The sequence below is a fragment of the Halorhodospira halochloris genome, from assembly GCF_002356555.2.
Taxonomy (GTDB): Bacteria; Pseudomonadota; Gammaproteobacteria; order Nitrococcales; family Halorhodospiraceae; genus Halorhodospira; species Halorhodospira halochloris.
Map to the genome: position 1 here is coordinate 887501 of NZ_AP017372.2, position 13291 is coordinate 900791.

Sequence of the window (13291 nt, forward strand, 5' to 3'; positions counted from 1 at the left end):
CACCGGGGCGGATGGTGGCGCCGGCGCAGTTTTAGAGGTTACCTTAAACCGCACAGCTCCAGCCAAAGCAAAGGACCTACTTATGCGAGCGCAAAAAGGGCCGCTCAAGGGCTTGAATATACCCCTGACACTAATGGCGGTTTTGGTAGTCGGGGCCTTTCTCGGCTTCGGTACCTATGATCCAAGTTATGCCGAAGAAGTATTTAATGAGGCCATGGAGTGGGTCTTTAATTACTTCAAGTGGTACTACATTGGGGTTGTAGCCTTCTTCTTGCTCTTCGCGATCTTTCTGCTCATCAGCCGCTTTGGCGATTTAAAGCTTGGCGATGATGACCGCCCGCCCGAGTTTAGCTATTTCGCCTGGTTTTCTATGCTCTTCGGTGCCGGAATGGGCATCGGCTTACTTTTCTGGAGCATAGCTGAGCCCATTTATCACTTCCAAAGCAATCCATTTGCCCAGGAAGGTGAGGGTAAGGCGGCGGCTGAGACAGCCATGCGGTTAACTTATTTCCACTGGGGTCTTCACCCCTGGGCCATCTATGCCATTGTTGCCCTAGCGCTCGCTTTCTTCTGCTATCGCAAAAAGTTGCCGCTGGCGATTCGTTCGGCCCTGTATCCGCTGATCGGTCAGCGAATCTACGGTCCTATTGGCCATGCTGCCGATCTATTGGCGGTCTTTGGCACAATCTTTGGTGTCGCCACGTCTCTCGGTCTCGGGGCGGTGCAGATTAATACCGGTCTTAATGAATTGGTTGGCCTGGAAGTGGGGCTGAACTATCAACTAGCGATAATTGCCTGTGTGACTGCCATAGCGGTGGGGTCAGTTATTTCCGGGGTGGGGCGCGGAGTCAAGATACTCTCGCAGCTTAACTTGATCCTCAGCGGGATAATTCTGCTTTTTTTCCTAAGCTTTGGCCCGACACTATATCTGCTATCGAGTTTCGTCCAGGGTGTCGGCGACTACCTGCAAAATGTCGTTTACCTTAGTTTTTGGACCGACTCTTCCGGGGCGCGTGATGCTGATGAATGGCAACTGAACTGGACTGCCTTCTATTGGGGGTGGTGGATCGCTTGGGCACCTTTTGTCGGCATGTTTATAGCGCGCATTTCACGCGGGAGGACGATCCGTGAATTCGTGCTCGGTGTCCTGCTGGTGCCTACCCTGCTCGCCATAGGCTGGCTGACTGTTTTTGGAGGCACTGGCCTTTATCAAGAGCTCTTTGGTGCCGGAGGTTTGGTAGATGCAGTCAGCGAGGATGAGACCATAGCGCTCTATTACACCATAGAGGCGGTTGCCCCCGGGGTCATTGCTACCCTGGCAGCGGTTATCGCTACGGTGCTAATAGCAACATACTTTGTCACCTCCTCGGATTCGGCTACCCTGGTGATAACTATGCTGCTCTCCGTGGGTAATACCGAGCCGCCGACGGCGCAGCGTGCTTTTTGGGGTGTAGGTGAAGGTTGTGTTGCAGCGGTTCTGTTGGTTGCCGGTGGCTTGGTCGCTCTGCAGGCTGCTGCCATTATCGCTGCTCTGCCGTTCTCACTTATCATGTTGCTGATGTGTTATGCGTTGGTGCGCGGGCTTCAAGACGAGAAGAACCGGATGCAGATGGATTGGCAACCGGGGCGTCGGCCACCGGGAGCGCCTCATTTGTAGAGGAGTTTTTGAGGTAACCTATTGGCGTACTGCGCAAGCTTGGGTAAGCTTGCGCTGATACTCAAGATATTGGTTTGCAGAGATTAATAATAGACGGGAGGACCCCTTATGGATATCGATCTCTATCACGGCCTCAAGGCCCCCATGCTGTTTATGGGAGTGGTTACCGGGTTAGGTTTTCTCTTCGCAGTAGCTGGCCTGTGGAACGAAGGTGGTGCGGCGGCAGGTTTCGGAACCTTTTTGGTGATTCTCGGTGCTTTGGGCGGTACCGCCTGGGGATTGGAGAATCTGCGCAATGATAGAGAATCAAGCTAGGGCTGTGGCTGCCTAGATAGCTTTTTAGTCCTATCATAAGCAAGCCTCTCGAAACAGACTGCTGAGTTGCCCAGCAGTCTGCTCGGGGAATTTTCTTATCTTCTATCTGATCCACGTTGCCCCGGTGTGGAGAGAAGCTTAAAGAAGCAGTTGAGCTACGCAACCGTCGTAGCGGGCATCTCTGAAAACTTCCTCGGAGCCATAGACTGCCCCGGTGTGGAGGGCGTCGTGAATCTATCCCTGGAGGCTTGATGGCGCCATCCCTGGCGCTAAGACCTCCACACCGGGGCAGTTAATGGCTCCGGGGAAGTCTTAGAGGCGCCCTTTGCTGAGGACGCTGTAAATCCTCTTCTTCCACAACGGGGCAGAATTGCTAAACACCGACTATGCTCCCAATCGACGAACTGCGTGATGAATTCGTCGCAGCTTTATCTAGTGGCCACGTAATTGTTACTGCGCCGACTGGTTCGGGGAAATCTACCCGTCTGCCAGTCTGGGCTGCTGAAAAGGGGCCGGTAATGGTGGTCGAACCGCGCCGTGTCGCGGCGACGAGCCTGGCTGGATATGTCGCTGATTCACTAGATTGTCAGCTCGGTGATGCGGTCGGCTACAGTGTCAGACTGGACAAGCGGATGGGGGAGCGGACCCGAATACTCTTCGTCACCCCTGGTGTCGCGCTGCGCTGGCGTGCCGCGGGTAGGCTTGAGCAATTCCAGAGCATCATTATAGACGAATTCCATGAGCGGCGTTGGGATACCGATTTGCTCGTGGCCCTGCTCAAAGCAGATGCTCAACAGCGCCTGGTGCTTACCTCAGCGACCATAGATGGTCAGGTCCTTACCGATTATCTCGGTGCTACTTTACTCGAGGCGCAAGTATGCAGCTACGCGGTGGATACTGAATACTTATCTCGTCAAGCCCGGGATATGCCGAGCAGCCGTGGTCTTGCTGAGCGGGTTGTTCAGGGCGTCAAAAGTGCTTGGCAAAGAACCGCAGGTGATGTGTTGGTCTTTCTCCCGGGGCGTGGCGAAATAGAGAAATCTCGCCATGCACTGCAGGGCTTTGATGCAGAAGTAACTGCCCTGCACGCTTCTGCTTCTCTTAATGAACAGCAACGGGCTCTCAATCAGAGCGAGAGCCGACGTATAGTACTGGCTACCAATGTCGCGGAGACATCGCTTACCGTGCCGGGGGTTACCGCAGTGGTTGATTCCGGCCTGGAGCGACGCACTTTACGGCGTAATGGCCGGACAGTGCTCGCCTTGCAGCCGGTCTCGCAGGCCGCCGCCGATCAGCGCTCGGGCAGAGCCGGGCGAGTTGCCCCGGGGCTGTGTCTGCGCTTATGGGGAAAAGCGGCACCATTAGCGCGCCGTACACCGCCCGAGGTGCAGCGTGAGGATTTAACTGAATTGGTTTTGGCAGCGGCCTGTGCCGGATACCCGGCAGACAGATTGCAATTCCCCGATAGTCCGCGCCAGGAGAGTTTTGAGCAGGGGCAAAATACCCTCACGGAGATAGGTGCGTTGGATGAGCAAGGCAGGGTAACACAGCGTGGCCGGCAGTTATTTGCTTTGCCGGTAGAGCCTATTCACGCCCATTTAGTGGTAGCCATGCCGGATACCAGCAGCGCCTGTTTCATGGTCGATTTGGTCGCGGCGTTGGCAGCTGGCGGCTCTTGGGTTCGCTCCCCGCAGCAGCCGCGCGAACTCGACAAGCTTGAGCAGCATCTAGGTAGACGCTGTGACGCCACCCTACTGGTTGCGGTTGTGCGTGGCTATGATCTGCCTGCGGTCAAGTTTGATCGGCGGGCTCGGGATGAAGCTCGGCGGCTAGCCCGACAGTTGGGCGAGCTGCTCTCTTTGCCCCTGGATAGACAAGACTCTGATGGTGAGGAGAGGAATGTCGATTTGAGCAAAATTGCCGATTCGGCCTTCTCCGTCGTCCCGCAGGCTTTCCCCGAGATGGTCTACGTGCGGCGCGCTAAACGGCGTCATGCCATGGGCAACGGTCATGATGAAGTCGCCATTGATGAGCGATCATTGCTGAGCGAAAGTGCGGAAGCGGCCCTAGTTCTGAATGGCCATAGCGTCCCGGGTAAGGGTACCCGGCAGACGGTGACGGTGGCTAATTGCTTGGCCCCATTGAGCATGAACCATCTAGCCAATGCTGGAATCGGCGATGTGGTTGTGGAAAACCCTGATTGGGATGGTGAAAAGCTTACTGCCCAAGAGCAGCGGATCTATGCCGGTAGAGTAATTGACAGCCGTTCGATCGAGCCCGAGGGCGAGCAACTTCGCCAAGCCGCGGCCCGACTCATCCTAGCCGGCGATCTTTTGGCTCCCGCGGGGGAACGGCTACAGGACGACCTAGAGGCTTGGGAGCTTTACGTCGCCCTCGGGAATGCAGCTGGTCACGTCCCCCAAGCCGATGAGTGGCTGCTTGAAAGGCTGCATAAACTAGGCGTCGAGCAGGGTGATGATTTGCTTCTGCTTGAAGCGCAGGATCTGCGGTTTGACGGTATACCCTGGTGGGAGCGGGAGGATTTCGATGCTCGCTACCCCCGTCGGGTTAATCTACCTGATCTGCAGTTGCGGATTCACTATAATGTCCGTCGCAATGAACTAGTGGCCGAAAAAATTGGTGGGATTAGGCGCGATGCTCCTAAGCGTTGGGAGCTGCCGGCGTGGCGAGGTTGGAAGATCAAGTACCAGAGTGCGAGCCGGGTAGTAGAAGTCAAATGATTTGGGGCCTGCTGCTGATCGCTCTGCTGATAGCCGTTTATGCCCCTAGTCTTTGGGTGCAGAGGGTCATGAAGCGCTATTCACACCCGGAAGGGCGTTATCCGGTCAGTGGCGCAGAATTGGCCCGTGAACTGCTTGATGGGTATGGTTTAAACGCGGTGCGCGTTGAACCGACCGCAAGCGGTGATCACTACGACCCCCAAGAGCGGGCAGTTCGCCTGAGTGAGTCTCATTATCAGGGCCGCTCCCTAGCTGCGATCACTATAGCTGCTCACGAGGTCGGCCATGCGGTGCAGCATGCGAGTGGCTACCAGCCCTTTGTATGGCGCCAAAAACTGGTCAAATGGGCCGGCCGTGGACAGCAGATCGGCGTCGGGTTACTCTTCCTCGCCCCCGTGCTAGGCGGTCTGTTGCGGGCACCGGCACTGATCGGTTTGTTGGCCCTGGGTGGGATTATGGCTATGGGCTCAGGTATAGTTGTACACCTTGTAACCTTACCGACCGAGATTGATGCTAGCTTCAAGCGTGCGCTGCCCATGCTGCAGCGCAGCGGTTATTTGTTTGCTGATGTCGATCCGCCCCATGCTCGGCGGTTGCTGAGCGCCGCGGCATGTACCTATGTTGCTCAGGCGCTGGCCTCGCTGCTTAACTTTTGGGCGTGGCTACGGATGTTGCGCCCGTAGGGAGAGATCAAAAAGATGAGTCGTACTCGCCAATACATGAGCTGGATACTTAACCCATTCCATGCTCCGCAGGTGGAAGAGCTTTATGACATGCTATCCACGGGGAGTGCTACGGCGCAGGGGCTCTATCTGAATCTTGGCTATTGGCGTGAGGCGGAGAGTATTGATCAAGCAAGCGATGCCCTAGCTGCCTTGCTTGCCGATGCGGTTGCTATGGGGCCCGAGGATGTAGTTGTCGATGTCGGGTTCGGGTTTGCTGATCAGGATATCTTTTGGGCGCAGCACTACCAGCCACGCAAGATCATCGGACTCAACGTTACCCCTTCACAGGTAAAGTTGGCGCAGCAGCGAGTTAAAGATCACCACTTGGAGGGGCAGATTGATCTGCGCGAAGGTTCGGCGACGCAGATGCCTCTTGAAGATAACTCCGCCGATTGCGTGCTGGCCTTGGAAAGCGCCTTTCACTTTCGCTCACGAGAGAAATTTTTCCGCGAAGCGTTACGCGTACTGCGCCCTGGGGGTTTGTTGGCTACCGCCGATATTGTCCCGACACCGCCGGCACCGCTGGCCTTAGAGCGGCTCAAACAACGAATCACCTGGGGCTGGGCGGCGCGCAAGTTTGCCATGGCAAAAGAGAATGCCTATCCGCGCGATATCTACCGGCAAATGCTGGATGCCTGCGGCTTTGAAGAGTTTAGTGTGCAGTCGATTCGCGACGACGTCTACGCGCCTTTGCACTATTGGTTACGCGCAAACCCGCAAGCGCTGGAGCGCCTACATTTTGCTGCGCGCATGGCGGCCCGTCTGAGCTTGCGTGCCTCTGCGCAGACCGCTTATGCGGGGCTCGATTATGTGCTAGCCCGGGGGCGGAAGCCTGAAGGGCGTCTCTGAAAACTTCGCCGGCGCCACCATCCGCCCCGGTGTGGAGGACGCCGTGAATCCATCCCTGGAGGCTTCATGGCGCCATCCCTGGCGCCAAGACCTCCACACCGGGGCAGATGGTGGCGCCGGCGAAGTTTTAGAGGCATCCCTAGGTTTGAGGACGTCGTGAATCCATCCTCGGAGGCCTCATGGCGCCCTTGGCTAACTGGTCCAATAAGGGGTGTTTCGGGCGCCCGCCCTTTGTGGTGCTCTTATGAGTTATTACGCAGCTCGAGTTCTTGCCAGCGCGCATAGATCTTTTCGAGCTGGCTTTCAATCTTATTAAGTTCATTCTGCAGTTCGGCTAAACGGTCGTTATCACCTTGATAGAGCTGTGGATCGGATAGCTTCTCGTGCAGCGCTTCCTGCTGCAACTCCAGGGTTTCAATCTGCTCGGGCAACGCGGCCAATTCTTGTTCCTCGTTGCGTGTCAGGCGTTTGCTTGGCTTGCTAGTATGCCTGTGAGACTTTGCCAGTGCGGGGTCGGTATTGCTCTTGTCGCCATCTCCTGCCTGCTTAGTGCTGTTTTTGGCCTTAGTGCGCTCACCATAGCTGGTTTCGTCCTTGGCCATCAGCATGCGCTCAGCGGGCTGGGCTGAATTTTTCTTAGTGGAGAACTCGGGGGTAACAGGCCTTTGCTTGAGCCAGTCGCTGTAGCCGCCCGGATATTCGCGGAAGCAACCGCCTCCTTCGTAGGCTAGAGATTGGGTTACAACCGCGTCGAGAAAGGCTCGATCATGGCTGACCACTAAGACTGTGCCGCTGAAATCGAGCAGACGCTCCTCAAGCAGCTCCAGGGTTTCGGCGTCAAGGTCGTTGGTAGGCTCGTCAAGCACTAACAGATTGGCCGGCTGACTGAATAGGCGGGCGAGGAGTAGGCGGTTGCGCTCGCCACCCGAGAGGGCTCGCACCGGTTGTCGGGCACGCTGCGGAGGGAAGAGGAAGTCCTGGAGATAACTTAGAATATGGCGCCGTTGACCGCCTATATCTATATGCTCCTGGCCAGCGCCGACGTTCTCCTGCACGCTGGTATCTTCATCTAGCACAGCGCGCTGTTGATCGAAATAGGCTATCTCTAGCTTGGTGCCACGCCTAATCTGCCCTGCTGTGGGTTCCAATTCGCCTAGGAGTAGGCGAATTAGGGTGGTTTTACCACAACCGTTGGGGCCGATTAGGCCTACCTTGTCACCACGCATGATGGTGGTGTTTAAATCGCGAACTATCTCCTCGTTAGCGTAAGCGAAACTTGCATTTTCCGCCTCAGCGACAATCTTACCCGAGCGTTCAGCCTGCTGGATCTGAAAGCGGGCGTTGCCGAGCTGCTCGCGGCGCTCGGCACGCTCTGCCCGCATGCGCTGCAGATCGCGGACACGGCCCTGGTTGCGCTTGCGACGCGCCTTGATGCCTTGGCGGATCCAGGCCTCCTCGCGGGCTAGACGTTTATCGAATTCGGCGCGCTGCTGCTCTTCGGCTGCGAGGCGCTCCTCGCGGCGGCGCAGATAGTTGTGGTAATCGCCCGGATAGTCGTAGGAATGGCCGCGGTCGATTTCGATGATGCGGGTAGCAAGGTTTTGCAGGAAGGCTCGATCGTGGGTGATAAATAGCAGTGCCCCTGACCAATCCCGCAGAAAATCCTCAAGCCAAGTAATAGCATCAATGTCGAGGTGGTTGGTCGGCTCATCGAGGAGCAGTAGATCGGGCTCGGTGACAAGGGCGCGCCCGAGCAGCACGCGCCTTTGTACGCCGCCGGAAAGGTTGGCCATGGCAACCTGGGGGTCAAGCTCGAGGCGAGTTATAACAGCCTCTACTCTTTGGTTAAGATCCCATCCACCTTCGGCATCGAGCAGGTCCTGTAATTCTTGCAGTTCAGTAAGCCGCCGGGTATCACCCGCTGCTACCGCTTCAGCTACTTGGTGGTACCTACCAAGTTTATTACCAAGCTTGCCGAGCCCCGCGGCAACTTGGTCATAGACTGACCCCGAAGTATCCTCAGGTAGCTGCTGAGCAAGCTGGGCAATACGCACCCCCTGGTCAACGATAATAGAGCCTTCGTCGGGCTCGATTTGCCCGGCGATCATGCGCAACAGGGTAGACTTGCCGGCCCCGTTACGTCCTACCAGGCAGACCCGCTCGCGGGGATTGATGGCGAAGTCGATTGCTTCGAGCAGCGGGGGGTGATGGCCGAGCGCCAGATGGATGTTGCGTAGCTCAATTAGCGGCACAGTTGCCTCGGACTATGCTTTCAAGTACGGCTGATATTTGGATGGCGATATGATAACTTCGCCGTCAGATAATGGCTAGCTAAGGAGGTGGTCTGTGGAGTCCATCCGTTCACGAACCGGTGTTGAAGTAGAGGTCATGGACCTGCACTTCCAGGGCAAAGCGGGTCTCATCGCCAGCTATCTCATTCGCCATGAGCATGGGGCGATGATAATCGAGAGCGGACCAGGGTCTACGGTAGCTGCTTTGGAGCTCGAACTGCGCAAGCGCGGGCTCGCCCCGCACGATGTCACCCATGTCCTGATCAGCCATATCCATCTTGATCATGCCGGGGCGGCCGGCCATTTGGCCAGCTACGGTGCCCAGATATATGTTCATCCGAACGGTGCTCGGCACTTGGCTGAGCCGGATAAGCTGCTGCAGAGCGCAGCGCGCATTTACGGCGAAGAGAATATGGGCCCGCTTTGGGGTGAATTTAAAGCAGTCCCGGAAAAGCAGATCACTACCCTCGATGACGGGGATGAGATAGCGGTTGGCGGGGTTGGTGTGATCGCCCTAGATACCCCGGGCCACGCCGAGCACCACTTGTGCTACCTGCTTGATGATATTTGCTTTACTGGTGATGTCGGTGGAGTGCGCCTGCAGGGCTCATCTACTGTCATACCACCTATGCCGCCACCAGAGTTTATTCCCGAGCGCTGGCTGAAGAGCTTGCGGCATATCGAAGATCAGCAGCCAGAATACCTGGCACCGACCCACTACGGCATCTTTCTTGACCCAGCGGAGCACCTGGCCGAGTTGCGCGAGGGGATAGATGCAGCGGTAAGCTGGGCTGATAGCGAGGTTAGCAAGGCCGACTCGGTAGAAGAATTGCAGGAAAATTATAGCAATTGGCTCTATGAGTGGGCGCTTGAACGTAACCTTGATAAACGCGACTGGCCGGGCCATGAGTTGATCAATCCGTCATGGATGTCGGCACTCGGTTTGCGGCGCTATTGGAAGAAGAAAAACGGCAAGTAAATCAAGCCTGTCCACAGGAGGCTAAATGGCTGCGCAGCAGCTCTGTTACGATAACCTGCCCATGGACTGGGTGGGCAATTGGTCGGGCAGGAGGGCCGATCTAACCCCGCATAGCTATGCTATTTATGAGCCCATAACAGATCGTCGCCTGACCTACCGGCAGATGGATCTAAGAGCTGAGTTGGCTGGTAAGCTGTTGAGCGAGCAGCTGCAACTTGCCCCCGGCGATCCTATCTGCCTGCTCAGTCGTAATCGTCTGGAGGCGATTGATCTGTATTTTGCTTGTGGCAAGACCGGGGTTGTTTTGGCGCCGCTCTCTTATCGCCTTGCGGAGCCAGAACTTAACGATCTGGTGAAAAGGATCGCACCGCGGGTGCTGTTCTACGATGAGGCCTTTGCCGATCAAGCGGCAGCCCTGCATTTGCCGCCGGGGTGTGAGGCTATAGAGTTGGCCGACGAGGGCGAGGGTGTTTACCGCACGGCTTTGCAAGCTGCTGAAGATGACAGCCTCATTGAGGCCGCTGAGCAGGATCTGTTTACTCACCCGGCTGGCACAGTGAACAGACCTTTGTGCCTAAGTGACCCTTTTCTCTATGTGCATACGGGCGGGACAACTTCCAAGCCCAAAATCTGCGTCATCTCCCACCGGCAGATGGTTTGGAACGCTGTGGATATTCTCGCTAGTAGCGGCGGGGCGCTGGGCCCGCAGCGCGAGTTGTTGACCTTTCCGCTGTTTCATATAGGGGGTTGGAATACCCTGACTCCAGTCTATTACGCCGGTGGTTTTACCGTGCTGCTGCGCAGTTTTGACCCGGGGGATGCACTGGAGCTGATAGAGAATGAGCAGATCAGCCACTTCGGTGCGGTCGAGGCCATGCTACAGATGATGACTGAGGACCCGGCATTTGCCAGCACTGATCTGAGCAGCTTGGAGAGCGTTACAACCGCTGGAGCGCCTTGTTCGGCAACCACCATGCAACCGCTCTGGGATCGTGGTGTACCGGTCAGTCAGTCTTACGGTTTGACCGAGGGCGGGCCGTCTAATTTCCTCTATGTTCAGGAGGATCAGAGTCTTGAGGAGATCCGTGAGCGCTACGACTCGGTCGGTAAAGCGATGTTCCATACCGACTATCGCATAGTCGATCCGCACTCCCTCGAGCCGGTAAACGGAGATAGTCCGGGGGTTTTGCTGCTGCGCAGCCCACATAACTTCGACGGTTACCTCGATGATCCACAGCGCGATGAGCTGATGCTGCTGGAGGGTGGCTGGGTATACAGCGGTGATTTGGCTTACGCTGATGAACAAGGGTATGTACGTATCGTCGGTAGGGTAGATAATGTCTTCATCAGTGGTGGTGAGAACGTCTCCCCAGAGGAGGTCGAAGAGGTTCTGGTGCGTCATGCTGGGATCGATAAGGCTGCTGTAGTGGGAGTCGATGATTCGCGTTGGGGCAAGGTGCCAGTAGCAGCAATAGTCTCCCGCCCAGGAGCAGATATCGATGAGGAGCAGATTCGCAGTTATGCCCGCCGCGAACTAGCCGCCTTCAAAGTGCCGCGACAGATAAGGTTTGTTGACGATCTTCCCCTGACTGGGGCGGGCAAGATTGATCGCCAAAAGATTCGCAATGATTTCTTCGCTGAAGATTAGCCCTGCAACCCTGGAGGTCCAAGGATATGGCCGACCGTTTCGGTAATCACCGCGTTTTGGTAGTAGCTGGTTCTGACTCAGGAGGAGGGGCCGGTATCCAAGCTGATATCAAGACGGTAATGGCCCTGGGTGGCTATGCAACTACGGCGATAACTGCTCTGACTGCCCAAAATACTGTGGCGGTCGAGGATGTTCACCCGGTGCCGCCAGCCTTCATAACATCGCAGATGAGCGCGGTTATGGGTGACATAGGGGCAGACTGTATTAAGACCGGCATGCTCTACGATACCGCTAGCATAGCTGTGGTCGCCGAGATGATGCAGCCATACGCACAAAAGATACCTGTGGTAATCGATCCGGTCATGGTTACCCAGAGTGGCCACCGCTTGCTTACCGAGATGGCTTCAGACCGTCTGCGCGAGGTTATGCTGCCTTTGGCCACCTTGGTAACGCCAAACCTGCCGGAGGCCGAGGTGCTGCTTGGCCGTCCTATCGATGATGACGAGCAGAGCATGATCGAGGCTGCACAGGAGCTGCGTGAGCTTGGATCGCAGGCGGTCTTGCTCAAGGGCGGACATGGTCGAGGTGATCAGTTGGTCGATGTGCTGGTGACTGCCTCAGGGGTAGAATGCTGGCGCGGTGAGCGGCTGCCGACCACCTCTACTCACGGTACCGGTTGCACACTGGCTAGCGCCATTGCAACCGGTATAGCTCAAGGGATGACTCTGGTAGAGTCAGTGGATCGGGCGCGTATCTACTTGCGTCGAGCCATGGAAGAGGCCAAGGGGTTGGGGCAAGGGGCTGGGCCAGTCGAGCACAGCTTTACCGTTAACCCCAGCGCTGTTGGATATACTCCTCAATAATGTTTTTGAATTCCGCGGCAATGTTGTCGCCTTTAAGGGTTGTCCTGCGCTCGCCGTCGACAAATACTGGGGCTGCCGGTTGCTCATCAGCCCCAGGCAAGCTGATCCCGATATCGGCATGACGGCTCTCGCCGGGGCCGTTGACTACGCACCCCATTACCGCGATGCGCAGCTTTTCCACTCCTGGGTACTGATTGCGCCACTCCGGTATCCGCTCATCAATGTGGTGGCGAACCTGCTCGGCAAGGTGCTGGAAATAATTACTCGATGTCCTGCCGCAGCCAGGGCAGGCGGTAACCCGGGGGGTGAAGTCGCGTAGCCCCATGCATTGCAGGATTTGCTGGGCGACCTCTACCTCGCGGGTACGTGCGCCGCCCGGGTCAGGGGTTAGAGAGACTCGAATGGTATCGCCTATCCCTTGCTGGAGGAGGATTGCTAGCGCTGCACTTGAAGAGGCGATGCCTGGCACGCCCATGCCTGCTTCGGTGAGACCGAGATGCAGAGGGTAGTCGCAGCGCCGGGCCAGGTCACGGTAGACCGCAACCAGATCCTGAACCCCGCTCATCTTGCATGAGAGGATGATGCTATCGCCTGGCAAGCCGAGTTCCTCGGCCTGCTTGGCGCTTTCAATGGCCGAGGTAACGACAGCATCACGGGTCACCATCTCAGGCGGATAGGGTTGCTGGCGTTGGGCATTGGCATCCATTAGCCGGGTAAGGACACTCTCGTCCAAGCTGCCCCAATTGACGCCGATGCGCACCGGCAGTTCGTAACGGCAAGCGATCTCTATCATCTCAGCGAATTGCGGATCGCGGCGACTGCCTTTGCCGACATTGCCGGGATTTATGCGCATCTTGGCGATGGCCTCGGCACAGGCAGGATGGCGCTTGAGCAGCTTGTGGCCGTTAAAGTGGAAGTCGCCCACCAAGGGCACCTCAATGCCTTGGCTAGCAAGTTGCTCACGGATGTGGGGTAGAGCCGCTGCTGCCTGTTCGTTATTGATGGTCAGGCGCACTAGTTCGGAGCCAGCTCTTGCCAGGGCGGCGGCCTGTTTGACCGTAGCGTCAATATCGGCCGTCTCAGTGTCGGTCATCGATTGAATTAGCACCGGGGCATCGCCACCGATCTTATATGGACCAACAGCCACGCAACGGGTGGTTTGACGCGGCGAGGGAGAGGCTTCTATGGGGTGGTCGAAGGTATCCATGGTCAAGATTATAGCG

The 13291-nt window shown here is 56.8% G+C and carries 10 protein-coding genes; 8 read left to right on the forward strand and 2 right to left on the reverse strand.

Going from position 1 to position 13291, the window contains the following annotated elements:
• The first annotated feature begins 82 nt into the window (after positions 1-82).
• The 5 genes from HH1059_RS04180 (at position 83) to HH1059_RS04200 (ending at position 6287) form a co-directional block, all read left to right on the forward strand.
• Positions 83-1657 (forward strand): BCCT family transporter, encoded by a 1575-nt coding sequence (locus HH1059_RS04180; protein ID WP_096408636.1) that lies wholly within the window; start codon positions 83-85, stop codon positions 1655-1657.
• A gap of 108 nt (positions 1658-1765) precedes the next feature.
• Positions 1766-1972, forward strand: a complete 207-nt coding sequence (locus tag HH1059_RS04185; RefSeq protein WP_096408639.1) for a hypothetical protein — start codon at positions 1766-1768, stop codon at positions 1970-1972.
• A 386-nt stretch (positions 1973-2358) separates the two neighbouring features.
• Complete coding sequence (locus tag HH1059_RS04190) at positions 2359-4713, forward strand: helicase-related protein (protein WP_096408641.1); 2355 nt, start codon at positions 2359-2361, stop codon at positions 4711-4713.
• Positions 4710-5396, forward strand: coding sequence for a zinc metallopeptidase (locus HH1059_RS04195; protein WP_096408644.1), 687 nt, complete (start codon positions 4710-4712; stop codon positions 5394-5396). The genes HH1059_RS04190 and HH1059_RS04195 overlap by 4 nt, the downstream gene beginning before the upstream one ends.
• A gap of 15 nt (positions 5397-5411) precedes the next feature.
• Positions 5412-6287 (forward strand): class I SAM-dependent methyltransferase, encoded by an 876-nt coding sequence (locus tag HH1059_RS04200; protein WP_096408646.1) that lies wholly within the window; start codon positions 5412-5414, stop codon positions 6285-6287.
• Between the two features lie 242 nt (positions 6288-6529).
• Here HH1059_RS04200 and HH1059_RS04205 read toward each other — a convergent pair whose 3' ends face one another.
• Positions 6530-8539 (reverse strand): ATP-binding cassette domain-containing protein, encoded by a 2010-nt coding sequence (locus HH1059_RS04205; protein ID WP_096408649.1) that lies wholly within the window; start codon positions 8537-8539, stop codon positions 6530-6532.
• A 94-nt stretch (positions 8540-8633) separates the two neighbouring features.
• Between HH1059_RS04205 and HH1059_RS04210 the strand changes: the two genes are divergently transcribed.
• Genes HH1059_RS04210 through thiD form a run of 3 tightly spaced genes read left to right on the forward strand, consistent with a single transcriptional unit; the run spans position 8634 to position 12068 of the window.
• Positions 8634-9557 (forward strand): MBL fold metallo-hydrolase, encoded by a 924-nt coding sequence (locus HH1059_RS04210; protein ID WP_096408651.1) that lies wholly within the window; start codon positions 8634-8636, stop codon positions 9555-9557.
• Between the two features lie 25 nt (positions 9558-9582).
• Positions 9583-11205 carry an AMP-binding protein gene (locus HH1059_RS04215; RefSeq protein ID WP_096408654.1) on the forward strand — a complete coding sequence of 541 codons (1623 nt, stop codon included), beginning with the start codon at positions 9583-9585 and terminating at the stop codon, positions 11203-11205.
• A gap of 26 nt (positions 11206-11231) precedes the next feature.
• Positions 11232-12068 carry a bifunctional hydroxymethylpyrimidine kinase/phosphomethylpyrimidine kinase gene (gene thiD / locus HH1059_RS04220; protein WP_096408656.1) on the forward strand — a complete coding sequence of 279 codons (837 nt, stop codon included), beginning with the start codon at positions 11232-11234 and terminating at the stop codon, positions 12066-12068.
• On the opposite strand, the gene ispG is transcribed toward thiD, so the two are convergent.
• Entirely contained in the window at positions 12034-13254 is a 1221-nt protein-coding gene (gene ispG, locus HH1059_RS04225) for a flavodoxin-dependent (E)-4-hydroxy-3-methylbut-2-enyl-diphosphate synthase (protein WP_197710749.1), read from the reverse strand. The two genes, thiD and ispG, sit on opposite strands and share 35 nt — an antisense overlap.
• Positions 13255-13291: the final 37 nt, after the last annotated feature.